At 64.7% G+C, this 25,447-nt stretch carries 17 protein-coding genes and 1 pseudogene; 6 read left to right on the forward strand and 12 right to left on the reverse strand.

Annotated elements, in window-relative coordinates; translation table 11 throughout:
* From ACQG3P_RS16225 to ACQG3P_RS16250, 6 genes are all read right to left on the reverse strand, one after another.
* On the reverse strand, window positions 1-675 hold a 675-nt coding region (locus ACQG3P_RS16225), incomplete at its 3' end, for an amidohydrolase family protein (RefSeq protein ID WP_426805625.1).
* 11 nt (window positions 676-686) lie between these two features.
* Entirely contained in the window at window positions 687-1,709 is a 1,023-nt protein-coding gene (locus tag ACQG3P_RS16230; RefSeq protein ID WP_210132453.1) for an amidohydrolase family protein, read from the reverse strand.
* 22 nt (window positions 1,710-1,731) lie between these two features.
* Window positions 1,732-3,012, reverse strand: coding sequence for a carbohydrate porin (locus ACQG3P_RS16235; RefSeq protein ID WP_426805626.1), 1,281 nt, complete (start codon window positions 3,010-3,012; stop codon window positions 1,732-1,734).
* Window positions 3,013-3,092: 80 nt separating this feature from the next.
* A complete protein-coding gene (gene dctA / locus ACQG3P_RS16240; protein WP_426805627.1) occupies window positions 3,093-4,406 on the reverse strand; it encodes a C4-dicarboxylate transporter DctA in 1,314 nt (437 codons plus the stop codon).
* 42 nt (window positions 4,407-4,448) lie between these two features.
* Window positions 4,449-5,504 (reverse strand): 4-oxalomesaconate tautomerase, encoded by a 1,056-nt coding sequence (locus tag ACQG3P_RS16245; RefSeq protein ID WP_426805628.1) that lies wholly within the window; start codon window positions 5,502-5,504, stop codon window positions 4,449-4,451.
* Complete coding sequence (locus ACQG3P_RS16250) at window positions 5,497-6,168, reverse strand: 4-carboxy-4-hydroxy-2-oxoadipate aldolase/oxaloacetate decarboxylase (protein WP_068851571.1); 672 nt, start codon at window positions 6,166-6,168, stop codon at window positions 5,497-5,499. The genes ACQG3P_RS16245 and ACQG3P_RS16250 overlap by 8 nt, the downstream gene beginning before the upstream one ends.
* A 101-nt stretch (window positions 6,169-6,269) precedes the next feature.
* On the opposite strand from ACQG3P_RS16250, the gene ACQG3P_RS16255 reads away from it, so the two are divergent.
* Entirely contained in the window at window positions 6,270-7,526 is a 1,257-nt protein-coding gene (locus ACQG3P_RS16255) for a LysR family transcriptional regulator (protein WP_426805629.1), read from the forward strand.
* A 1,048-nt stretch (window positions 7,527-8,574) separates the two neighbouring features.
* Here the strand turns inward: ACQG3P_RS16255 and ACQG3P_RS16260 are convergent.
* The 5 genes and pseudogenes from ACQG3P_RS16260 to ACQG3P_RS16280 all read right to left on the reverse strand — a co-directional run.
* Window positions 8,575-8,979, reverse strand: a pseudogene (locus tag ACQG3P_RS16260) (RHS repeat domain-containing protein); the annotation flags it as partial.
* Entirely contained in the window at window positions 8,976-14,204 is a 5,229-nt protein-coding gene (locus tag ACQG3P_RS16265) for an RHS repeat protein (RefSeq protein ID WP_426805630.1), read from the reverse strand. The gene ACQG3P_RS16265 and the pseudogene ACQG3P_RS16260, both read right to left, overlap by 4 nt.
* 253 nt (window positions 14,205-14,457) lie before the next feature.
* Complete coding sequence (gene acnB / locus ACQG3P_RS16270; RefSeq protein WP_320458602.1) at window positions 14,458-17,043, reverse strand: bifunctional aconitate hydratase 2/2-methylisocitrate dehydratase; 2,586 nt, start codon at window positions 17,041-17,043, stop codon at window positions 14,458-14,460.
* A gap of 61 nt (window positions 17,044-17,104) precedes the next feature.
* Window positions 17,105-17,503, reverse strand: coding sequence for a type II toxin-antitoxin system VapC family toxin (locus tag ACQG3P_RS16275; RefSeq protein ID WP_095363830.1), 399 nt, complete (start codon window positions 17,501-17,503; stop codon window positions 17,105-17,107).
* A 7-nt stretch (window positions 17,504-17,510) separates the two neighbouring features.
* On the reverse strand, window positions 17,511-17,735 hold the full coding sequence (locus tag ACQG3P_RS16280; RefSeq protein ID WP_068851559.1) for an AbrB/MazE/SpoVT family DNA-binding domain-containing protein: 225 nt from the start codon (window positions 17,733-17,735) through the stop codon (window positions 17,511-17,513).
* A 278-nt stretch (window positions 17,736-18,013) separates the two neighbouring features.
* Here ACQG3P_RS16280 and acnA point away from each other — a divergent pair, with 278 nt between their 5' ends.
* The gene (acnA, locus tag ACQG3P_RS16285; protein WP_184123731.1) at window positions 18,014-20,767 is read left to right on the forward strand and encodes an aconitate hydratase AcnA; all 2,754 of its coding nucleotides are present in this window, start codon (window positions 18,014-18,016) and stop codon (window positions 20,765-20,767) included.
* A gap of 199 nt (window positions 20,768-20,966) precedes the next feature.
* Window positions 20,967-22,643, forward strand: coding sequence for a long-chain fatty acid--CoA ligase (locus tag ACQG3P_RS16290; protein ID WP_093536271.1), 1,677 nt, complete (start codon window positions 20,967-20,969; stop codon window positions 22,641-22,643).
* Window positions 22,644-22,707: 64 nt separating this feature from the next.
* Here ACQG3P_RS16290 and ACQG3P_RS16295 read toward each other — a convergent pair whose 3' ends face one another.
* Entirely contained in the window at window positions 22,708-23,007 is a 300-nt protein-coding gene (locus ACQG3P_RS16295; protein ID WP_426805631.1) for a hypothetical protein, read from the reverse strand.
* Window positions 23,008-23,318: 311 nt separating this feature from the next.
* Between ACQG3P_RS16295 and ACQG3P_RS16300 the strand changes: the two genes are divergently transcribed.
* The 3 genes from ACQG3P_RS16300 to ACQG3P_RS16310 all read left to right on the forward strand — a co-directional run bounded on the left by ACQG3P_RS16300 (window position 23,319) and on the right by ACQG3P_RS16310 (window position 25,438).
* Window positions 23,319-23,735, forward strand: a complete 417-nt coding sequence (locus ACQG3P_RS16300) for a YhfG family protein (protein WP_426805632.1) — start codon at window positions 23,319-23,321, stop codon at window positions 23,733-23,735.
* Window position 23,736: 1 nt separating this feature from the next.
* On the forward strand, window positions 23,737-24,321 hold the full coding sequence (locus ACQG3P_RS16305; RefSeq protein WP_426805633.1) for a putative adenosine monophosphate-protein transferase Fic: 585 nt from the start codon (window positions 23,737-23,739) through the stop codon (window positions 24,319-24,321).
* Window positions 24,322-24,568: 247 nt separating this feature from the next.
* Entirely contained in the window at window positions 24,569-25,438 is an 870-nt protein-coding gene (locus ACQG3P_RS16310) for a crotonase/enoyl-CoA hydratase family protein (protein WP_426805634.1), read from the forward strand.
* The last annotated feature ends 9 nt before the right edge of the window (window positions 25,439-25,447 follow it).

The raw sequence follows: 25,447 nt of genomic DNA on the forward strand, positions 1-25,447 counted from the left end.
TTCATACGTGGGCGGCCCGGACCGCGACAGCCGCTCCGGGCAGCTCACCTTGCTCCACACATTCGGGTGCTCGCGCATCAACCGCACGAAACGCTGGAACTCCGCCCCGTCCACCGGCTGGGTCACGTCCGGCCGGCCCATGTGGTCCACAACCACCGTGGTCGGCAGCGAGGTGAAGAAATTCCAGCGCTCGGCCAGGTCGGCCGCCTCGAAGTACACGACAACATGCCAACCCAGCGGCGCGATCCGTTCAATGATGGCGTGGTAGTACGCATCCGGCTTCGGATCCACCAGCCGCTTCACGAAATTGAAGCGCACCCCGCGCACACCCGCCTCATGCAGCTCGCGCAGTTCCTCATCGGTGACCGTATCGCGCACCGTGGCCACGCCGCGCGCGCGGCCGTCGGCGCTGCGCAGTGCATCCACCAGCGCCCTGTTGTCGGCACCGTGGCAGGTCGCCTGCACGATCACGTTGCGCTCGAACCCAAGATGATCGCGCAGCGCGAACAGCTGCGCCTTGCCCGCATCGCAGGGCGTGTACTTGCGCTCGGGCGCATACGGGAACTGGTCCCCCGGGCCGAACACATGGCAATGCGCATCCACCGCGCCCGGCGGCGGCACGAACACCGGCCGGCTCGGGTCCGGACAGAAATCCAGCCAATCGGGATCCTTCACGAAATCCGCCATTACAGCCCCCTCGCCTTCAGCTGCGCATCCAGCCGCGGGTACACCCGGCGCGCGTTGCCCGACAGCACCTTGCTGCGATCCGCTGCCGACAGCCCCAGCGCTTCCACATAGCGCAGGGTGTCGTCGAAGTACTGCCCGGTTTCCGGATCGATGCCGCGCACCGCGCCGACCATTTCCGAGCCGAACAGGATGTTGTCGATGTCGATCACCTTGAACAGCAGGTCTATGCCGGGCTGATGGTAAACGCAGGTGTCGAAGAACACATTCTTCATCACATGCTCGTTCAGCGGCGGCTTGCCCAGCATGTCGGCCAGGCCGCGGAAGCGACCCCAGTGGTAGGGCACCGCGCCGCCGCCGTGCGGGATGATGAAACGCAGCTCCGGAAAGTCACGGAACAGGTCGCCCTGCAGGAACTGCATGAACGCGGTGGTGTCGGCATTGAGGTAGTGCGCGCCGGTGGCGTGGAAATTGGCATTGCAGCTGCCCGACACATGCACCATGGCCGGCACGTCCAGCTCCACCATCTTCTCGAAGAACGGGTACCAGGCCCGGTCGGTCAGTGGCACCCCGTTCCAGTGGCCCCCGGAAGGGTCCGGATTGAGGTTGCAGCCGACAAAGCCCAGCTCGTTGACGCACCGCTCCAGCTCGGCGATCGAGTTGGCGATGGGGACGCCGGGCGACTGCGGCAGCTGGCACACGCCGATGAAGGTCTCCGGGTACAGCGCCACCACCCGCGCGATCAGGTCGTTGCAGCGCCGGGTCCATTCCGCGCTCACCGCCTCGTCGCCGATGTGGTGGGCCATGGTGCTGGCACGCGGCGAGAAGATCGTCATGTCCGCGCCGCGCTCGCGCAGCAGGCGCAGCTGGTTGCCTTCCACGCTCTCGCGCAGTTCGTCGTCGCTGATCACCGGGTACACCGGCGCCGGCAGCGTGGGGTCGTTGAAGTGGGCCACCTGCGCCTTGCGGAACGCATCGTGGCTGGCGGGAGCGGTCGTGTAGTGACCGTGGCAATCGATGATCATCAGAGGCCTCGTGGGGGAGGAATCACCAGCCGAACAGCTGGGCGAAGTGGACATCCACGCGCAGCCCGACGATCAGCGCGTCGGGAATGTCGGTGGTGCGGGTCGGCGCGTAGATCGGGTCCGGGTTGATCACGTACTGCAGGTTGGGCATCAGCCGGATGCCCTTGTGCACCGCCCAGCCATAGCTGAGCTCGGCGATGATCTCGTCGGCATTCGGCGCGCCGCTGCCGCCGTTGCGTACGCGGCGGTCGCGCAGGAACGCGATCTGCTCGTCGCTGAAGTGGGTGTTGGACACGAACATCGCCAGGGTGTCCTGGTCGCGTCCGGCGAAGGTGCCGGTCTTGACGAAGCCGACCGCGGCGAACTGGTCCACCGGCGCTTCATTGCCGGTGTTGACGTAGGCGCGGGCGAACAGCGCCAGATTGCGCTTGCCCTCCCCGCGCCATACGGTCTGATCGGCCATCGCGTACCAGCCCGCGCGGGCGCCCTCCTGCATCGCCGTCGGCTTGCCGGTCAGCGCGGCGGAGTTGCCGTTGGCATCGAAATAGGAGCTCTTGCCGCCATCGGTGTTGCGGTACATGCCCACTCGGTAGGTGCGCGGCAGCCGGTCGTTGGCGAAGCTGGTCTGGTAGCCGGCCTCATAGGCCGTGATGGTGCCGGTGCCTTCGCCCACCGAGAAGTCCAGGCCGTTCTTGCCGGCCTTGTTCAGCTCATTGTTGTAATCGAACGCGCCGCCCTGCACATACCAGCGATCATTCACGTCGTAGCGCAGGATGCCGGCCCAGGACGAGTTCGGGAACGCGGTGATGCCCAGGTCGGTGATCGCGCCATACGGGGTGAGGCACATGGTGTTGCTCATGAACACACAGTTGAGCGCGGAGTTGTTGAAGTAGCTGTTCACCGGAGCGCGGCCGGCGGTGATGCTCAGCCCGTTGTCGAAGCGGTGGCGCACGGTCAGCCGGGTCAGGCGCCCCCCGGCCACCGGGCGCCAGGTCTGCTGCGCGCTGATCGAGTTGCCGATCTTCTCGCGCGCCAGGTTGCGCCCGGCGAACCAGGCCCACTGCGCGTCCACATCGGTGTTGTGCACGCCGAACAGTTCGTCCAGATCGAACTTCGACTGGGCCATGATCCAGTACGAGCCTTCGGTGCCCTGCTCCACCCCGCCCACGGGGTTGGAGGCAACGTTGCCGACGAAATCCAGGGTCAGGTCGACGCCCTTGGGCACGGTGCCCTCGGCGGCGGCCGGTGCGGCCAGCGCAGCGCTCAGCAGCAGCGCCAGCGGGGTGTGACGGAGGATGGACATGGAATCTCCCTCCCCGCTGCCGTGGGCAGCGGGTTCAATGCATTCGGGGGGGGCGCCGCGGGCAGCCCGCGGCGCGTCGGTCAGGCTTCGCGCACGCCGAGATGGCGCAGGCGGGCGCGGCGGGTGCCGATCTGTTCGGCCATCACCTTCTCGTCCAGCTTGCCTTCCCACTTGGCGATCACCAGCACCGCGATGGCGTTGCCGACCAGGTTCACGAAGGTCAGGCCTTCGGCCAGGATGCGGTGGATGCCCAGGATCAGCGCGATGCTGGCCACCGGAATGGTGCCGGTGGTGCCCAGCGTCGCCGCCAGCACCACGAACGCCGCACCGGCCACGCCCGCGGCGCCCTTGGAGGTGAGAAGCAGTACCGCGATCAGCCCCAGCTGGTGCCACACGGTCAGCTCGGTGTTGGTCGCCTGGGCCAGGAACAGCGCCACCGTGGTCAGGTACAGACAGGTGCCATCGAGGTTGAACGAGTAGCCGGCCGGAATCACGAAACCCACCACGCCCTCCTCGCAACCCAGCTTCTTCATCTTCTCGATCAGGCGCGGCAGCACCGTTTCGGTGGAGGTGGTGGCCGCCACGATCACGATTTCATCGCGCAGATACGCCAGCAGCCGCCACAGGCTCGCGCCGGTCCACCAGCACACCGCGCCGAGCACGAACACCGTAAATGCCGCGCAGACCACGAAGAACTCGATGATCAGCTCACCCAGCGACAGCAGCGACCCCGCGCCGAACTGGCCCACGGTGAAGGCGATGGCACCGAACGCACCGATCGGAGCGAAATACATGACGTAGCCGATGATCTTGAACAGCACCGACGACGTGCCTTCGATGACCTTCATCACCGGCGCGCCGCGCTCACCGACCGAGGCCAGCGCCACGCCGAACAGCACCGCCACGAACAGCACCTGCAGCACGTGCGCCTCGGTGAACGCGCTCACAAGCGTATTCGGGATGATCGCCATGATGTAGGACACGATCGACTGGTCGTGCGCGGAATGCACATACCCCTGGATGCTGGCCATGTCGATGGTGGCCGGGTCGATGTTCATGCCGGCGCCGGGCTGCCAGAGATCCACCGCGACCAGCCCGACGATCAGCGCCAGGATGGTGATCACCTCGAAATAGATCAGCGATTTCAACGCGAGACGGCCCACGCTGCGCATGTCGCGCATGCCGGCGATGCCGTGCACCACCGTCACGAAGATGATCGGGCCGATCATCATGCGGACCAGCTTGATGAAGGCATCGCCGAACGGCTTCATCGCCGAACCCCAGTCCGGCTGCAGCCAACCCAGCACGACGCCGATGATGGTGCCGGCCAGCACCTGGAACCACAACTGGCCAAAGACGCCGAAGCGGCCCTGCCGCTTCTCAACAACAGTCATAACAACCCTCCCAGGTCATAAGAATAGAGACGTCGCGCGTATTCAGTCGAACAGCACGCCGTCGAACAGCTTTCGGGCGGTGCGCAGGATGGCCGCCGCGGCCACCTGCCCGTGCGCGTCGCGTTCCAGCACGCAGCCGGTGCTGCCGCTGGGGTGTTCGATGTCCAGCTGCAGGCGGCTGCCGTCGGGTACCACCGCCAGGGCGCTCGCAGGTGAACCGGGCAGCAGGCAGGCCGTGGCCACGGTGACCGCGCCCAGCACCCCGATGGAGGCGTGGCAGCGGTGAGGTATGAACGAACGCACGCAGATCGCGCCACTGTCGCGCGGGGCAGCCACCAACATCATCTTGGGCACCGACTGCGCGCTGACATCGCCCAGGTTCATCAACGGCCCGGCCTGCAGGCGGATCGCCTCCAGCCGCGCCTTCAACGTGTCGTCGGCATCCAGCGTGGCGCGGTCTTCGTACCCGCTCACGCCCACATCGCTGGCGCGCAGCACCACGCACGGCATGCCGTTGTCGATCAGGGTGAGCTCCACCCCGTCGATCACATCCACCGCGTTGCCGGTCGGCAGCAACGCGCCGCAGCTGGAACCGGCGATGTCGGCGAAGGTCAGCGGAATTGGCGCCGCCGTGCCCGGCACACCGTCAATCCGCGCCGTGCCGTCGTAGCGCACCTGGCCGCCGGGGGTCTGTACCTTGGCGATGGCTACCTTGCCGGTGTTCACCATGAAGATGCGCACGTCGGTGTTCTCGCCAGCAGGCTGCACCAGCCCGCGTTCAAGGGCAAACGGCCCGACCCCGGCGAGCAGGTTGCCGCAGTTCTGTGCATCGCTCACCACGGCCTGGTCGACGAACACCTGCAGGAACAGGTAGTCCACGTCCGCGCCGGGGTGGCGCGAGGGCGACACCACCGCGACCTTGGAGGTCAGCGGATCGGCGCCGCCCATGCCATCGATCTGGCGTGGGTCCGGCGAGCCGTACGCGCGCAGCAGGAACGCGTCGCGCGCGGCCGCATCGGCCGGCAGGTCGGTGGCCAGGAAGTAGCCGCCCTTGGAGGTGCCACCGCGCATCCACATCGCCGGCACGCCGTTACTCATAGCGCAGGCCCTTGGCCGCCAGGCGTTCGCGCATCGCGTAGATGTCCAGACCCAGCTCGCCCTTGGCCAGGCGTTCGCGCTTCTCCGCCTCGCGCGCCTCGCGCGCCTGCGATTCGGCGGCGACACGTGCCGCATCGGCACGCGGCACGATACACACGCCGTCATCGTCGGCGATCACCACGTCGCCGGGGTGGACCAGCGCGCCGCCGCACACCACCGGCACGTTGACCGATCCCAGCGTCTCCTTGACCGTACCCTGCGCGTGGATCGCCCGGCTCCAGACCGGGAAGCCCATTGCGGTCAGGTCGCGCACATCGCGTACGCCGGCATCAATCACCAGCCCACGGCAGCCACGCACCTGCGCCGAGGTGGCCAGCAGGTCGCCGAAGTAGCCATCGGTGCAGTCGCTGGTCGGCGCCACCACCAGCACATCGCCATCGCGCAGCTGCTCGATGGCCACATGCATCATCCAGTTGTCGCCGGGGGGCACCGACACGGTGATGGCGCTGCCAGCAATGCGGGCGCCGCTGAAGATCGGGCGCAGCCGCGGGTGCAGCAGGCCACTGCGGCCCTGCGCCTCATGCGCGGTGGCCACGCCTGCCTGGGCCAGGACCTGGAGTGCGCCGGCAGCGGCGCGTTCGACACGGGTGACGACGCGGGACATCCATCCATCCTTCTATGACGATGATGAAGTCTTGTCCGCCAGCGCCCCCCCCCTCAAGATCGATTTCCGCAACAGCCATTGGGTTTGGTTATAGTTGATCCATGCACCGGCCCATTGAGCTGAACCTGAAGCATCTGCATGCGCTGGTCGCCGTGCATTACCACGGCGGCATCAGTGCCGCCGCACCGCACGTGAATCTCTCCCAGCCGGCGTTGACCCAGGCCATTGCCCGTCTGGAAACCCAGCTGGATGCAACCCTGTTCGACCGCCAACCGGGTGGGATGGCGCCCACCGAAGCGGCAGAGCTGCTGGTGCCCCGCATCGAGCGCGCACTGGGGTACATCGCCGATGGCGTGCGGGTGGCAAGGCGTGCACAGCGCCTGCCTGCGTTGCCTGCCGTTGAGCGACGCGTCACGCTCGGCCAATTGCGCGCACTCGTGGCGGTGGATGACGCCGGCAGCTTCACCCTGGCCGCAGCGCGTGCCGGCATCTCACAGCCAGCGATCTACCGCGCCGTGCATGAGCTGGGTACCGCCATCGAAACCCCGCTGACCGAACGCCACGGCAAGACCGTGCAGACCACTCCGGCCGCTACCCGCATGCTGCGGCTGGTGCGGCTGGCGCTGTCCGAACTGGCAGCGGGCCTGGACGAAGTGGCCCTGCTGCGCTCCGAACAGGGCGGCAAGGTAACGCTCGGGGTGATGCCGCTGGCCCGCGCGATCCTGCTGCCGCAAGTGCTGGCGCGCTTTGCCCGCGCCCACCCGGGTGCATCGGTCAATGTGATCGAAGGGCCTTATGCGGAACTGCTGGGCGATCTACGCGCCGGCAGCCTGGACCTGTTGATTGGCGCGATGCGCGACACCCTGCCCGTACGCGATGTCGCGCAGGAGGGCCTGTTCGACGATGACCCGGTAATCGTCGCGCGCAGCGGGCACCCGCTGGCCGGCAGCGACCCGCTCGACTTCGACCGGCTGCTGGCGTTCCCGTGGGTGATCGCCGCCACCGGCGCGCCTGTGCGCGCCCGCTGGGAACGCATGTTCCGCCAGCATGGCCACGAACCGCCGCGGCTGCGCATCGAATGCGGCTCGGTGCTGATCACCCGCGGCCTGCTGCTGGAAGACGACTGGCTCACCCTGATGTCACGCGACCAGTTCGTGATCGAACGCCGCGCCGGCCTGCTCAGCGAAATCGGCAGCGCCGGCGACGACCTGCGCCGCCGCATCGGCCTCACCACGCGCGCCGACTGGCACCCCACCCGCCTGCAGCAGGCGTTCGTGGAAACCTTCCGCGCCGTCTGCGCCGAACGCAGCAACGATGCTCCCAGTACGTGGCCCTTTACCTATGCGAGTTTGGTTTGACACGTGCACGTGAGCGGATAAACCCCGAATGCCATTCGTCAGTTACAAATGTTCCCCAAAAAGCGACTACAACGGCGACCTTCCTTGTGGTGCTGCGTCACATTGACGGTCGCTTTCAATCATGAGAATAGCGTTGTACAGCGCCCCCCAAGCACCAGCGGGCACTACGTACGACAGTAGATCATCCCGTGGGCCTTCGGGCCCTCGGAACCGAGAGAGTGCTGCTTTCATCTCGGGCAACGCCGGCGCAGCACGACATCCAGCAAGCCGCAACACATCTGCGACATAGCTGACGGTGGACTCGTCCGACGTCGCCAACAACGGGGTAAGCAGGTCGACTTTTTGCGCCGCCTGTTCTTGGCGCTCGCTTTCGGGAAGTTGTCTCAAGTTCAGGTAAATGTCCCTCACCTCATCATAGCGTGATGGACCAATCTGTCCCGCCCCGGCTTGCGAGATGCATGCCAGGTGTACCCAAATAGCAGCGGCCGTTAGTAGAGTTTTCACTATTAGAACCTCAAGGCCATGAGGTCTCGAACTCTACGATAACTGGCGCAGTGGCACCACTGGTATCCAAGCGTGGATTGATCGTGGTCGACGGCAACGAACCGGCGTGCCGTACATTGAACTGGCCGAATGATGACGGCAATTTCAATCCCTCGTAAAAGCGAGCGCTACCTCTCCACGTGACAGTCCCTGATGTTCCGGGCGGGGGCGTCACCACGAACGTGTCCTTTGCAGGAAAAGGCGATGTGGCGCCGGCTGGAACTTGGAACGCCTCGTAGTATGTCAGTGACTCACTCTTCTTCTTGGGTGAAGTGAGGGAGAACTTGATGGTCATTTCTTGGACGACATGACCTCCACGTGGAGAAGGCTCTGCAAGCTCAAATTCTCTGCTCATCTGCTCAGTCCCGCCTGGGCCTGGGTCCACGTACCGATTCGTTTCGCGAAGCTGCTGGCCAGCAGGATTGACCTGAATGGTGCTCCCGCTTGCCCCTTGTTTCAACCTACAGGTAGTGTCTTGTCCACATGCACTCCGCCCGTCGGGATCCGTAAATCCGTACGGGTTGCTATTGGCATAGCGATAACGATTGAAAGCCACGATAGGACTGGCGTGAGCAGTCACAGGATCGACTGACAAAAATCGCTCTATGCTGGGATCATAGTATCGCTGCTGCATATTGATCATGCCGGTTGACGCATCCGCGACGTGCCCAGTGTACGCAGGCGCATCGTGCGGCGCATTGCCGACCGCTTCACCGAATGGTTCGTAAGAGTACCGGACCGCAATGGATCCGGTCTCGTCACTCTCGGCGATGGGTGATCCAAGAGCATCGGTATGCACGTATCGGATCACCTCCTGCGCTCGGGACGGGAAGCAAGCAACCAAGACACAGGTCCCCAGTAACAGTCGAGCCACCAGCACAAGCATAAACTTGATACTCAAGGATCTCATCGCGGCACCCCACCACCATCTTCATCCAGATCTCCCAAGTCATTGATAGGCTGTGGCGTTGGCGGATCGGACCACGCCGAACAGCCACTGGCGTTGCACGCCCGAATCATATGGCTTGATGCGCAGTAATTAGAGGAGTTCTGTGGCGAGGAAACAGACGTAGCCGAACCACTGTACTGAAGGGTTCCGTTAGGGACCTGCAACTGGTAAGAAGTAGCTCCGATGCTGGCCGTCCATTTGATATCGCAGCGCTGCTTGTAAAGGCGGGCGATTCGCCAACGGGTCTGCAGCGAATACGTGATCTGGGGCGTCGCGGGCGGCGGCGTGGAGACAACGCTGGCAGTGTTGGAGTAGCCACTGCAGCCCGCCTCATTGCAGGCCTTGACCTGGTAGAGGTACGTAGCGAACCCCAGCCCCGTGAGCGTGGCCTGGGTGGATCCATCGTGCTGGACACCCGTCCAGCCCGCGCCATTGACGTTCTGCTCCAGCAGGTAGCTGACAGCCATCGGAACGGGCGTCCAGTTGACCGTGACGCTGCCGCTGGAGCTGCTTCCCGGCGCACTGAGCGAGGGCGCCGTCGGCGGTTGGATCACCGTCACGGCACCTGCACCCGAGTACGGACCCCAGCCCGCTGCATTGCCGGCGCGAACGCGGTAGGAGTAGGTGCCGGTTGGCTTGCTCCCGAAACCCTGCGAAGTTGACGCGTTGGACACCACCAGTGCCCAGCCGCCGCCATTGATGCTCTCTTCCAGCCCGTACACGTCCGCACCGGCGACGGGTGCCCAGCTCACGGTGTAGGCGCCGCCCAGGCTGGTGGCCGGAACAGAGAGGCCCGGCGCCGAAGCTGGCGCGTAGACCACGGTGGTGGATGCCATGTTGCCAGGCCCGCAGCCGGCTGCGTTGCAGCCATGCACACCATAGTTGTATGGACCGGCGGGCTTCGCAGTGAGGGTCAGCGTCCGCCCTTCCACGCATTGGAGCGATGCCCACGTCCCGCTGCCGATCTGCTCGGTCACGCAGTAGCTGGAAGCACCTGCTACTGCAGTCCAGCTGAGGGCGATGGTTCCGCCCCCGGAGACGCCGGGCACGCTGAGCTGGGGCGCCACCGCAGGCGGCAGTTGAACCGAAACATTGGCCGCTGCGCTCCACGCGCCGCAGACAGTCTGGAGGCAGGCCCGAACGGTGTAGGAGTAAGTCCCGCCCGGCCTGCCTGTGGTCGACCAGCTACGCCCCGCGCCCGAGAAGACGTCGGTGGCCGCCGCGGAGTCGATCTGCTCCCGAAGCTCGTAACGATCCGCCGTAGCCGCAGATGTCCACGACACCTCGAACGTGCCGGTCCCGCTAAAGGCCGGAGCCGTCACGGTCGGTGCGGCCGGGGCGATGTACTGCGTAGCTTTCGCCACGAGGCTGCCATTGAGGTGGACATACTCGGTGCTGGTGCCGGCGCGGTAGTTGCGCTGGCGCTTGAGCAGGCCGTCACTGCCGTAGAACGACCAGATCGATGCAGAACCATCCGAAGCCAACTGCAACAGACGACGCCCATGCATGTCATAGCGGTAGCTCTCGGCGCCAGTGGCCTGCAGCAGTCGATTACCGAAGTCGAACACGAAGGCAGCGCCGTTGCGCTTGACCATGTTCCCCTGCACGTCGTAGTCGAGGGCGATGGTCGTTGCGCCACCGCTGTTCTGCACGTTTGTCATGCGATTGCGCGCGTCGTACCAGTAGCCATGGTCTTTCACACCGCCCAGCCGAGCCGAGCGGATGTTGTCCAACGCATCGTAGGCATAGCGGAACGCGCCATCTCCACCGAACGAGGGAGAATCAGCGCTCACCAGACGATCGAGCCCGTCATAGGCCATCGTCCGCGTGCGGTTGGCATCAAGATGGTCCACGATTCTGCCCACGTTGCCGTTGGCGTCGTACTCATAGGTGGTATCCAAGGCCCCGCCGCCGTCGGTCACGCGCGCCGGAAGCTGCCGGGCGTTCTGTGCCATGGAATGGACCAGTCCATTGCCGTAGGTGAACTGCTTCATGCCACCGTTGGGGTAGTACTGGACGCTCGAGGCGTATGAACCTGCCTTGGTTGCCTGTCCCAGGGCATTGGGCGCGTAATCCACCTGGCGGCCGCTGGGATAGATGATCGACGCCAATGCCCCACTTGGGTCGTATGCATACTGGATGACTTCCGAGCCGATCGTCATCTCGCCGACGTACTCTGCACTGATCAATCCACGCTTGTTGTAGATATAGGAGTTGGCGGCATGCGATGTTCCGCCTTCACTCAGCGTGTAGACCTTGAGCGGCTTCCCATCCGGCGTGTACTCCCAGTTCTGGTCGCCATTGAGGTCTGGAAAGTGCAGGTTCGTTATCCGATTCCGCGCGTCATACCTGCGGATCACCTGTCGGGCAGTCGCCGCCGCAGCGCCGGCGTCGCAGCTGTCTGTCGCAGGCAGGTCCAGGCCTGCCGCACTCCACGCAAGGTTTCCAGCCCCGTCGTAGGCCATCAACGTGGAACCGGTTTCAGGCTCGACGCTCTTGCACAGCAGCTGATTGCCGTCGTACACATAACTCCGGGTCAGGCGCGTGCTTCCATCCTGGCTGCGGCGGGTGATGCTGCGTGGTTTGCCGAACACGTCCCGCTCAATCTCGGTGACCACGCCCTCCGGGTGGGCGATGGTCAGCGGTGCATCGGTTGAAGGGCCACCGAAGGCCTGGAAGCGCGTCGTCGTGCTCTGGCCACGCGGGTTGGTGACACGCACCTGGCCACCAGGCAGATAGTCGGTCAGCGTGGTCAACAAGCCCTGTTCGCTGTCTACCGAAGCGGATCGCGCACGCCCCAACGCGTCGTAGGTCGTCCACATGCCAACGCTGACTGCCGGCGAGGTCGAGGGCTGCGATGCGAAGGCCTGACGCCCCGCCTCATCGTAGGCAAACCGCTGGAACCGCTGGGTAGTACCCTGCTGCGCGGCGTCATACTCTTCGGTGACCAACGGCCGCCAGAATGCATCGAAGTACACGTACTTCCGCGCGTTCCCGGTTGCCGTCGTCTGGCGCCAGTGCCCTGCCCCGATTCCATGTTCGGTTCCTGCAACCTGCTCGAACGACTGCGTTGTCTTTGCCCACGCGGTCGTGTCGCCACTCGGCCAGTTGATGCCCGAAACCCGCCCCATCGGATCGTACTCATAACCTATCTGAGTACCGACTTCATCAGTGACACTGGTCAGCCAGCCATTGTCGTCCACCAGCGCAGAGCGGCTGGTGCCATCGGCAAACCCAACCGATTGTGGAATGCCCCGCTTCCACCCGGAGAGACTTGTCACGTTTCCGTTGCCGTCGATCACCGTGGCTACAGTGCCATCGCCGTACCACGTGAGCTTCTGTGCCACCTTGCCAAACTTCAGAATCTGCACGGGACGCATCAGCTCGTCGTACTGGGTCTGCTCGACGACTGCTCCCGTCTCCGCATTCGTCGACTTTGCCGTGCTGCCCAGGATCCAGCGAGCACGGTCGTCCTGGAACTCCGTAATGTCCGTACGGGAGCCCGTGGTGCTCGACTGGTTCACCCGGGTCGGTCGCGCCAGATCATCGAACGCCAGCATCGTGGTCTGATAGCTCACGCCGTCCTGCTCGACCGCCTCAGCCACCACAGGGCGCACCTGGGCCGTACTGGGGTCTTCCCCGTTCCAGATGATGCCGAAGCGCGGCGCGAACGGCTGGCCCGCCACTTCGTCGCTGGTCATATACACACTGGTGCTGGTCTTCACCACGTTGCCCGCAGCATCCAGCACGCTCGAACCCAGCAAACGCCCTTCGTTGAGCGCGTACTGCGAACCATATCGGTAGCGGACGGCCGAGCCATCAGGGTTGGTGACGGTGACCACTTTCTCGCTCTTGCACGTGGTGCATGGATATGCGCCGCCCGTGTCAGGATTGCCCCAAAGCCTTTCGTAGCCGCTGCCGTAGCCGTACGACCAGGCCAGCGGCGCATCAATTCCCGGCCCGGTGATGGTCTTGGAGAACAACGAGACAACATCAAAGAAGTAAGGCGTGGCCAGCTCGTAGTAGTAAGAGCCGTTCCTGGCGATCTTTCGCGCGCACTCGGATGCATGTACCCCGCTTCGGTAGTGGCGTACGTTGCCGAACTTGAACTCGCCGACCGCGCCGGCGGGATGACCGATGGTCATGGTCAGCGCACCCGTCAGCTCCGGCGGCTGCTCGCCACACCCCGGCTGTGAGTTCCCGTCCCACAAGGGAGCGGAAACCCGCAGCGCGCTCGAGTAGGCATAGGTCCAGCGACTTCCATCCGGCTGTACGACCGTTCCAAGCCGGTCCACCCCGTCAACCGGCCCATGGTAGTAGGACCAGGTGCGCCCTGCGGCAGACGCCGTGGCCAACAGCTTGCCGTTGTAGACCAGATTGATCTCGCGGCCATCGCTGGACCAGATGCGAACCGGTCTGCCATCGCCGTTGTATGCGTACTGAACCCAATTTCCGTACCGATCCTCAACACGTGTAGCAAGTACATAGATCCGCTCGCGCGATGAGGTGGCACGCGCACCTTCACCGATAGACTTCGTCAGTGTGCCGCCGTAGCGGCTGGTAGCAGTATCGAAGTAGTACGAGATGCCTTCCGTTGTGCGGACGCGGTAGCCTTCGCCGGTCAGGCCGGACTGCATCGGAATGCAGTCGATGGCATCGCGCTGCGAGGTGGACCATTTGCGCGCGATACCATCGGTTGGGCGAGGCGTATTGGACTCTGCCAGCAGCATGACGCGATCGCTGCCTTCCGGTATGTGGATGGTATTGCCCTGCCAGATATCGGTGAGCTTGAACGCAATGTTGTACGTCGGCGCCATGTTGACCGAGCACCGGGTGTCGGCCCACGAGCCGACGCCTCCGAAGGTGCCGGAGATGTGCGGCACATCCACTTCCCACCCACCGACGCCATCGAGATTGGCGTTGAAGTTGGCGGGCGTGCCTACCAGGTCCAGCTCCACGCTGAAGCGGCGCGTCAGGCGAACCGGCAGGCTGTTGTTCCCGGGCAGATCGATATCCGTGGCCGAGAACTGGGTCTTGCCGGTGTAGAGATTGACCTTCTCGCCGAACAGATCGTCCTGCAGCGCGGTCAGGTTCTGCGCCGATTCGATGAGTTTGCGGTATTCCTGATACGGCTCAACCGCGCTTGCGGGCATGACCACCGCACTCACCACCACCGCCACTGCCATGCGCAGTCGCCACTTTCTAGCTTGCACCTACGGATCACTCCCCTATGACCGCATGCGCTCGTGCTGCCATCAGCCAACGACGCGTCCATGCGCTTTACCATCAACAAAGTCTATCAATGACACCGCGCGCAAAAGGGAGACGGAGTACGCACAATCGGGTGTTCGTGGTTCCTTGCGCGCGCATCACGCCGCCGCAAACAAAAACCCCCGGTTCTCACCGGGGGTTTTCGTTCAACACATCAGCCGATCAGGCTCAGGCGGCAACCGTCTTGGCCACGTCCTGGTAGTCCTCGATCTGGTCGAAGTTCATGTAGCGGTAGATGTCCTTGCTGCTGGCATCCAGCACGCCGATGTCGGCCATGTACTCTTCCTTGGTCGGGATGCGACCCAGGCGCGAGCAGATCGCGGCCAGTTCGGCCGAACCCAGGTACACGTTGGAGTTGCGGCCCAGGCGGTTCGGGAAGTTGCGGGTCGAGGTCGAGAACACCGTCGCGCCCTCGCGCACCTGTGCCTGGTTGCCCATGCACAGCGAGCAGCCCGGCATTTCCATGCGCGCGCCAGCAGTGCCGAAGGTGCCGTAATGGCCTTCCTTGGTCAGCTCCGAGGCATCCATCTTGGTCGGCGGGGCCACCCACAGCTTGGTCGGGATATCGCGCTTGCCTTCCAGCAGCTTGGCGGCCGCACGGAAGTGACCGATGTTGGTCATGCACGAACCGATGAACACTTCATCGATGGCCGCACCGGCCACGTCCGACAGCGTCTTGACGTCGTCCGGATCGTTCGGGCAGGCCACGATCGGCTCGTGGATGTCGGCCAGGTCGATCTCGATGACGGCGGCGTACTCGGCGTCGGAATCCGGCTCGAGCAACTCCGGGTTGGCCAGCCACGCTTCCATCTTCTCGATGCGGCGCGCCAGCGAACGGGCGTCCTGGTAACCCTCGGCGATCATCCACTTCAGCAGCGTGATGTTGCTGGTGAGGTATTCGATGATCGGCTCCTTGCTCAGGTGCACCGAGCAGCCGGCAGCCGAACGCTCGGCCGAGGCGTCGGACAGTTCGAACGCCTGCTCGACCTTCAGGTCCGGCAGCCCTTCGATTTCCAGGATGCGGCCGGAGAAGATGTTCTTCTTGCCCGCCTTGGCGACGGTCAGCAGGCCCGACTTGATCGCGTACAGCGGAATCGCGTTGACCAGGTCACGCAGGGTCACGCCCGGCTGCATCTTGCCCTTGAAGCGCACCAGCACCGATTCGGGCATGTCCAGCGGCATCACGCCGGTGGCAGCAGCGAAGGCGACCAGACCCGAGCCGGCCGGGAACGAGATGCCCACCGGGAAACGGGTGTGCGAATCGCCACCGGTGCCGACGGTGTCGGGCAGCAGCATGCGGTTGAGCCAGCTGTGGATCACGCCGTCGCCGGGGCGCAGCGAGATGCCGCCACGGGTGGAGATGAACTCCGGCAGCGTGTGGTGGGTCTTGACGTCCACCGGCTTCGGGTACGCGGCAGTGTGGCAGAACGACTGCATCACCAGGTCGGCCGAGAAGCCCAGGCAGGCCAGGTCCTTCAGCTCGTCGCGGGTCATCGGGCCGGTGGTGTCCTGCGAGCCCACCGAGGTCATCTTCGGTTCGCAGTAGGTGCCCGGGCGCATGCCCTGGCCTTCCGGCAGGCCACAGGCGCGGCCGACCATCTTCTGCGCCAGCGAGAAGCCCTTGCCGGTATCCGGCGGGTCCATCGGCAGGCGGAACAGGTCGGTCGGGGCCAGGCCCAGCGCTTCGCGCGCCTTGGCGGTCAGGCCACGGCCGATGATCAGCGGAATGCGGCCACCGGCGCGCACTTCGTCGAACAGCACGTCGGACTTCACCTGGAACTCGGCGATGACCTGGCCATCCTTCAGCGCCTTGCCGTCGTAGGGACGCAGTTCGACGACGTCGCCCATGTTCATCTGCGACACGTCCAGCTCGATCGGCAGCGCGCCGGCGTCTTCCATGGTGTTGTAGAAGATCGGGGCGATCTTCGAGCCCAGGCACACGCCGCCGAAGCGCTTGTTCGGAATGAACGGAATGTCTTCGCCGGTGAACCACAGCACCGAGTTGGTGGCCGACTTGCGGCTCGAACCGGTACCCACCACGTCGCCCACGTAGGCCACCAGGTGGCCCTTGTCCTTCAGCGATTCAATGAACTTGACCGGGCCGCGCTTGCCGTCTTCTTCCGGCTCGATGCCATCGCGCTTGTTCTTCAGCATCGCCAGGGCGTGCAGCGGGATGTCCGGGCGGGTGGTCGCGTCGGGGGCCGGCGACAGGTCGTCGGTATTGGTTTCGCCGGTCACCTTGAGCACGGTGATGGTCAGGCTCTGCGGCACTTCCGGGCGGCTGGTGAACCACTCGGCATCGGCCCAGCTCTGCAGCACGCCCTGGGCGTTCGCGTTGCCGGCCTTGGCCTTTTCCTGCACGTCGTGGAAGGCATCGAACACCAGCAGGGTGTTCTTCAGCGCGGTGGCGGCGATCGCGCCGACCACGGCGTCGTCCAGCAGCTGCACCAGCGGCGCGACGTTGTAGCCGCCCAGCATGGTGCCCAGCAGTTCGGTGGCGCGCTCGCGCGAAATCAGCGCGTTGGTTTCGCTGCCGAAGGCGATGGCGGCCAGGTACGAGGCCTTGACCTTGGCGGCGTCATCGACGCCGGCCGGCACGCGGTGGGTGAGCAGGTCGAGCAGGAACTCGGCCTCGCCCGCCGGCGGGTTCTTCAGCAGCTCGATGACGTCGGCCGTCTGCTGGGCGCTCAGCGGCAGCGGCGGGATGCCAAGCGCGGCGCGCTCGGCTACGTGGTGGCGGTAGGCTTCCAACATGACAACTCCCGGGAAATTCTTTGAAAAGACTTCGGTTGAATACGGCGGTTGAGTTACGGGCTCAGGCGTGCGGCACGATCAGCTTCAGGCCCTTGAAGTAGTCGCGGTAAAATTTGTCGTTCCAGGTGATCAGGCCGTCGCACTGCAGCAGTGCGTGCGCGCCGACCATGAAATCGTCGATGCCACGGCGGTCGCTGCCGCGCTGGCGGTGACGGCGGTGCATCTCGCCGGCGCGCAGTGCCGACTTGGCTTCCAGCGGGCTGAAGTGGATGCCCATCTCTTCCAGCGCTTCCTGCACTTCGGCACCGCCGCGCAGCGCGGCGCAGATCTCGGCCAGCACCACCCCGCAGATCACCACGCGCCCACCGACCAGGCTCTGGCGCAGGCAGGCTTCCACCGCATCGGCCTGGGGGCCATTGCTGAGCAGTTCGATCAGGACCGGGGAATCGACGGCGATCATGCGCGGCTCATGCTTCGTCGCGCACCGCACGCACGGCCGACTCGGCCGACTCGAAGCCGTCCAGCGCGAACTTGCCGCGGGCACGGGAAATGGCGTCATCCACGCTCTTGCGCAGGATGATGCGGCTGCCATCGAGCTCCACCTTCAACTGGGTGCCCTTGGTCAGGCCGAGCGCATCGCGGACCGCCTTGGGCAAGGTGATCTGTCCGCGTTCTGCAACGGTGGCTTCCATCGGTAGGACCTCCAAAGTATGCACAAATTATACATACTTCCCCGGGCATACTTCCACTGCGTCGCGGTTCAGCCAGCCAAGTCCCTTGCCGCGCAAAGGATCCGCCTTATCGATGACATCGGCGATACATATTTCTATGTAGCCTGAGACACCTGCCAGCGACCATGCCCGACTGAATCGTTCATACTCAGTCCGACGGCCGGGCCATCGGAACACCGGCAACCGCAAGCAGGCCCCCACGGGCCACTGCAAGCCATCCGCAAGAGGAGTCACCCCGCATGAGCGATTCGTTCTCCACCCGCAGCCAGCTGGACGTCGGCGGCACCACCTACGACTACTTCAGCCTGCCCAAGCTCGGACAGCAGTTCGACATTTCCCACCTGCCCTATTCGATGAAGATCCTGCTGGAGAACCTGCTCCGGCACGAGGACGGCGGGGTCACCGTCGGCAAGGATCACATCGAAGCGGTGGCGCGCTGGGATCCCAAGGCCGAGCCGGACATCGAAATCGCCTTCATGCCCGCCCGCGTGGTCCTGCAGGACTTCACCGGCGTGCCGTGCGTGGTCGACCTGGCCGCGATGCGCGATGCGGTGGTCAAGCTGGGCGGCCGCCCGGAGCAGATCAACCCGCAGATCCCCTCCGAACTGGTCATCGACCACTCGGTGCAGGTCGATGTGTTCGGCACCCCCGATGCGCTGGATCTCAACGGCAAGATCGAATTCCAGCGCAACCAGGAGCGCTACGGCTTCCTGCGCTGGGGCCAGAAGGCGTTCGACAACTTCAAGGTGGTGCCGCCCAACACCGGCATCGTCCACCAGGTGAACCTGGAAAACCTCGCCCGCGTCGTGATGACCGCCGACAAGGGCGGCAAGCAGGTGGCCTATCCGGACACCGTCTTCGGCACCGACAGCCACACCACCATGATCAATGGCATCGGCGTGCTGGGCTGGGGCGTGGGCGGCATCGAGGCCGAGGCGGCCATGCTCGGCCAGCCCTCCTCCATGCTGATCCCGCAGGTCGTCGGCTTCAAGCTCACCGGGCGCCTGCCCGAAGGCGCCACCGCCACCGACCTGGTGCTCACCGTCACCCAGATGCTGCGCAAGCACGGCGTGGTGGGCAAGTTCGTCGAGTTCTTCGGCGAAGGCCTGCAGCACCTGCCGCTGGCCGACCGCGCCACCATCGGCAACATGGCGCCGGAGTACGGCGCCACCTGCGGCATCTTCCCGATCGACAACGAATCGCTGACCTACCTGCGCCTGTCCGGCCGCAGCGAGGAACAGATCGCGCTGGTGGAAGCCTACGCCAAGGCCCAGGGCCTGTGGCACGACGCCAACACCGCCCACGCCAGCTACAGCGCCACGCTGGAACTGGACATGGGCGAGGTCAAGCCCTCGCTTGCCGGCCCCAAGCGCCCGCAGGACCGCGTGCTGCTGGAAGACGTCAAGCAGAACTACCGCGACAACCTGGGCGGGCTGACCACCAACCGCGACAAGCGCAACGAAGAGATCTCCACGTTCGTCAACGAAGGCGGCGGCGCGGCGGTCGGCAACGAGCAGCTGGCCAAGGGCTATGCCGATGTCGAGCATGACGGCACCCGCTACCGGCTCAAGGACGGCGCGGTGGTCATCGCCGCCATCACCTCCTGCACCAACACCTCCAACCCGGCGGTGATGATCGGCGCCGGCCTGCTGGCCCGCAACGCGGCCGCCAGGGGACTGGACCGCAAGCCGTGGGTGAAGACCTCGCTTGGCCCAGGCTCGCGCGTGGTCACCGACTACCTTGAGAAGGCTGGGGTGCTTACCGAGCTGGAAAAGGTGGGTTTCTACGTGGTCGGCTACGGCTGCACCACCTGCATCGGCAATTCCGGCCCGCTGCCCACCGAAGTCAGTGCCGCCATCGCCAGCGGCGATCTGGTGGTCACCTCGGTGCTGTCGGGCAACCGCAACTTCGAGGGCCGCGTGCATCCCGAAGTGAAGATGAACTACCTGGCCAGCCCGCCGCTGGTGGTGGCCTACGCCATTGCCGGCACCACCGACATCGACCTCACCACCGAACCGCTGGGCACCGGCAGCGATGGCCAGCCGGTGTACCTGCGCGACATCTGGCCGAGCAACAAGGAAATCGGTGATGTCATCGCTGCCACCATCGGCCCGGAGATGTTCAAGCAGAACTACGCCGACGTGTTCAAGGGCGACAGCCGCTGGAACACCATCCAGTCGCCCGATGGCGACCTGTACGAATGGGACGGCGGCTCCACCTACATCAAGAACCCGCCCTACTTCGACGGCATGACCATGCAGGTCGGCCACATCGAGGACGTGCACGGGGCGCGGGTGATGGGCCTGTTCGGCGATTCGATCACCACCGACCACATCTCCCCGGCCGGCAACATCAAGAAGGATTCGCCCGCAGGCCGCTTCCTGCAGGAGCGCGGCGTGCAGCCGGCCGACTTCAACAGCTACGGCAGCCGCCGCGGCAACGACGATGTGATGGTGCGCGGTACCTTCGCCAACATCCGCATCAAGAACCTGATGTTCGGCGGCGAGGAAGGCGGCAACACCCTGTACTTCCCCAAGGCGGGCGGCGAGCCGCAGAAGCTGGCCATCTATGACGCGGCCATGAAGTACAAGGCCGAGGGCGTGCCGCTGGTGGTCTTCGCCGGCAAGGAGTACGGCACTGGCTCCTCGCGCGACTGGGCGGCCAAGGGCACCAACCTGCTGGGCGTGAAGGCGGTGATCGCAGAGAGCTTCGAGCGTATCCACCGCTCCAACCTGGTCGGCATGGGCGTGCTGCCGCTGCAGTTCCAGGCCGGCGAGAACGCCCAGAGCCTGGGCCTGGACGGCTCGGAAACGGTCGACATCACCGGCCTGGCCGATGGGGCCAGCAAGACCGCCACCGTGACCGCCACCAAGGCCGATGGCACCGCCAAAACCTTCCAGGCCCACGTGATGCTGCTGACCCCCAAGGAAGTGGAGTACTTCAAGCACGGCGGCCTGCTGCAGTACGTGCTGCGCCAGCTCGCAGCCGCCTGACGCCAGCCGGCTCCCCGAGGCGCCGGCCCCTGGCCGGCCCTCCCCGGAACCCCGCGCCACGCGGGGCTTCCGGCGGCCGACACGCCCGATTTTCACGAATCCTTCGCGTTTTCCATTCGGCCCGGTATGCTGCCGGGGACCGAATCGACGGATACTCTCCGTCAGCATCACACCATCAACGTTTCCTGGAGGGGGAATAATGAGTCTGGAACGTCCCTGGCTGCAGAGCTATCCCAACGGCGTACCCGCCGAAATCGACGTCAACGAGTTCCATTCGGTGTCGGCCGTGTTCGATGCGTCGGTGGCCAAGTTCCGCGACCGTCCCGCCTACTCCAGCTTCGGCAAGGTCCTCACCTACGGTGAAACCGACGCCCTGGTCGAGCAGTTCGCCGCCTACCTGCTGGGCGAGCTGAAGCTCAAGAAGGGCGACCGCGTCGCCCTGATGATGCCCAACTGCCTGCAGTACCCGGTGGCCACCTTCGGCGTGCTTCGCGCCGGCCTGACCGTGGTCAACGTCAACCCGCTGTACACCGCCCGCGAGCTCAAGCACCAGCTGGTCGATTCCGGCGCCGCCGTGTTGGTGGTGGTGGACAACTTCGGCGACACGGTGCAGCAGGTCATCGCCGATACGCCGATCAAGCAGGTCATCACCACCGGCCTCGGCGACATGCTCGGCCTGAAGGGCGTGGTGGTGAACTTCGTGCTGAAGTACATCAAGAAGATGGTGCCCAACTACACCCTGCGCGGCGCGATCCGCTTCAACCAGGCGCTGAAGCTGGGCAGCGGCCACACCCTGCCGAAGGTGGAGCTGGACCACGACGACGTGGCCTTCCTGCAGTACACCGGCGGAACCACCGGCGTGGCCAAGGGCGCCATGCTGACCAACCGCAACCTGGTGGCCAACATGCAGCAGGCCTCGGCGTGGATCTCCGCGTCGGGCATCGAAATGGGCAAGGAGTGGATCATCACCGCCCTGCCGCTGTACCACATCTTCGCGTTGACGGCGAACGGCCTGGTCTTCATGAAGTTCGGCGGCTGCAACCACCTGATCACCAACCCGCGCGACATGAAGGGCTTCGTCAAGGAGCTCAAGGCCACCCGCTTCACCGCCATCACCGGCGTCAACACGCTGTTCAACGGCCTGCTCAACACCCCCGGCTTCGACGAGGTGGATTTCTCCTCGCTGAAGGTCACCCTGGGTGGCGGCATGGCGGTGCAGCGTGCGGTGGCCGAGCGCTGGAAGAAGGTCACCGGCGTGACCCTGGTCGAGGCCTACGGCCTGACCGAGACCTCGCCGGCGGCCTGCATCAACCCGCTGAACCTGGCCGAGTACAACGGCGCGATCGGCCTGCCGATCCCGTCCACCGACGCCTGCGTGAAGGACGACAACGGCGTCACCCTCGCTCCGGGCGACGTCGGCGAGCTGTGCATCCGTGGCCCGCAGGTAATGAAGGGTTACTGGCAGCGCCCGGAAGAAACCGCCAAGGCGATCGACGCCGACGGCTGGCTGCACACCGGCGACATGGCGCGCATGGACGAGCACGGTTTCTTCTACATCGTGGACCGCAAGAAGGACATGATCCTGGTGTCCGGCTTCAACGTGTACCCGAACGAAGTCGAAGACGTCATCGCGATGATGCCCGGCGTGCTGGAAGTCGCCGCAGTGGGCGTGCCGGATGAAAAGTCCGGCGAGATCGTCAAGGTGGTCATCGTCAAGAAGGACCCGAACCTGACCGCCGAAATGGTCAAGGAACACGCGCGTGCCAACCTGACCGGCTACAAGCACCCGCGCATCGTCGAGTTCCGCAAGGAACTGCCGAAGACCAACGTCGGCAAGATCCTGCGCCGCGAACTGCGCGATACACCGGCCGCGTAACTGCCGACACCAAGCAATTCCGGAACGCCCGCCTAGCGGGCGTTCTGCTTTCTGCCTACCGCGCTCACTGATACCCCAACTCACCCGTCACCCGCGAGCAAGCTGGGTCCGTATCCACATGGAACGACTCGGCGCCACCTGCAAGCCGCTGGGCGCTCCTCTCCGCCAGCAAACGGACAGAGAAGCCGCGCCCCGAACCTCCAACGTCTTCAGCATCAATCGCGTATACGGTGGCATCCCACCCGCGTGTTCGCTTCACGTAATCACGAACAGTCTTCAGGCACTGCTCCGGTATCGCTGGCTTCGCCCGCACCCCGTCACCCCCGGCAAGCGCTTGCGCCACCGGCAGGTTGAGCAACACCATTACAATCATCCACCTCAGTGCGCTCATCGCATCCTCCAACCATTGGAGCCAGGGCCGCTCGTCCCGACTTGAGCGCTGACCGGCGTCGCTTGGGGGATCCTAGCATCGCCCGCTGGAGTGCCAATGGAAAGCGTCGACCGGGGCCTGGCGGTATAATTGGATTCGTGAACGCACCCAGCCGGCAGCCTACTGCTGGCTGCGGCTGAAAAAGCTGCCACTTCCGAGCAGGACCCGCGCAGATGCATCGAACTGCTTCCACATCTCTCACCATCGCAGACATCCTGTCAGTCGCGACCCCGTCAGAGTTGAGAATGCTGGGGCACTTCAATGTGCTGAAAACGTCACTCAGCGCATTGCTTGGCCTGACAATCGCGCCGCGCAGCTGGCAGTCGCTCTACCGCTTCGTTGGAGATCTCCAGGCGGTCATTCAAAGTGATCCGTCCATTCGCTCCCCTGGTCCGCATCCCGTCTCCGAGGCGGCAAGAACCAAGCTGTCGACCGTCCTGATGAGCGTAACGTCGGTCCGGATCCCCGCTTCGGATCCGGAGGCAGCCCTGTCGCACGCTGTTGCAACGCTTGTGGCTGCCGCACGCGACCCTGCTGCTATGTACCAGGCCACGCGCACACGCAACTTTCATCACAGCTCCCGGCTCGAGGGCATAGACATGCGCAACTCGAAGCCGGCGCAATCCCTGCAGACTGTCCTCAACAGGTATCGAAAGCGCTGAGATGGACCTGTATGACGATGTAGACGACAAGTACTGCATTGGCGACTCAGGCGTCTTGAAGAACAAGCTGGGCATTACCCGGATGGACATTCTGGAAGCTGCCGAGCGCGACATCACGGCCGTCACGCATAGAACCATCCAATACTCGCCCCCGCCGTACAGCCTGCAGTCTCTTCAAGACATTCATCGAGCGCTGTTCGCCGACCTGTACGACTGGGCCGGCGAAGTACGGAATGTCGATATTTCCAAGGGCAGCACGCGCTTCTGTTCCCATGGCCGGATCGGAGCCGAGGCGCGACGCTGCTTTGATGCCATGGCCGAGGACGGATGGCTGCAGGGACTTGGTCGCGATGCCCTCTGCAGCAAACTGGCCGAGCATTATTGCGAACTCAATATGATTCACCCATTTCGCGAAGGAAACGGGCGCGTCCAACGCATTCTGTTCGAGCAGCTGGCGCTGAGTGCGGGTCATTCGCTGGATTGGTCGACCGTAGACCCTGGGCAATGGATCCAGGCGAATCTGGACGGCGTTCGAGTCGATTACCGGGCCATGCAGGCGATCTTCGAGCAGATCATCCCCGGATAACAGTTTCATCAAATTCCTATGCTGACCCGTCAGCGTGCCCCCCTTCCGCGCGGCGCGATGTGAATCGCCCGATTCCCTTGCGGCATAAGGCTGAACGAGATTCTGGAGGGTATTCCGGAAGCCGCTGGACATTATGCAGGGCGTTTGCATTACGGCCCGGGTTGGCGGTGTAGGATCGCGGCGTGTGGACCCGTCCGGCCTGCCGCCCACCGTCCTCCCTGCAGGCCAACCCGCCGAGGTAATCCCCATGCAATCCATCGAAAAGCTCCCGTATTCCCACGGCTATGCGACCATCCGCACCGAATCGACCCCCGACAATGCCGCCCACTGGCTCTTCATGCACGCCGACGCCGCCACCGGCATCCGTCCCTGCTGCCGCAAGGACATGCTGGACGAGATGTGGAGCGTGATGAGCCAGATCACCCTGTCTCCGGCTGAGCGCAACAGCGGCAAACTGCGCCACTTCGTGCTCGCCTCCGACGCCACCGCCTACAACCTGGGCGGCGACCTGGCCCTGTTCGCCCAGCTCATCCGCGAAGGCAACCGCGACCGCCTGCTGGCCTACGCCCAGCGCTGCGTTGAAGGTGTGCATCACCTGCACACCGGCTTCGGTGGCGACGTCCGCTCGATCGCGCTGATCCAGGGCGATGCGCTGGGTGGCGGCCTGGAGATGGCACTGGCCTGCCACACCATCATCGCCGAGGAAGGCTGCGGCATGGGCCTGCCCGAAGTACTGTTCGGGCTGTTCCCGGGCATGGGTGCGTACTCGTTCCTGTGCCGCCGCGTGGCCCCGCAGCTGGCCGAGAAGATCATCCTCGAAGGCCGCGTCTACTCGTCCGAAGAGATGTACGCCATGGGCGTGGTCGACGTGCTGGTGCCCAAGGGACAGGGCATCAAGGCTGCCGAAGACCTGATCCGCCAGCAGCAGCGCACCCCGCGCACCTACCTGGCGATGAACGCTGCACGCAACCTGGCCCAGGCGGTGGGCTATGACGAACTGCTGGAAATCACCAAGATCTGGGTGGATTCGGCACTGGCCCTGGAAGACAAGTCGCTGCGCACCATGGATCGGTTGATCAAGGCGCAGACCCGTCGTGCCCAGTCCGATGCCGCGTAACTGCGCCAT

The organism is Stenotrophomonas sp. SrG, from assembly GCF_050031795.1.
Taxonomy (GTDB): Bacteria; Pseudomonadota; Gammaproteobacteria; order Xanthomonadales; family Xanthomonadaceae; genus Stenotrophomonas; species Stenotrophomonas rhizophila_A.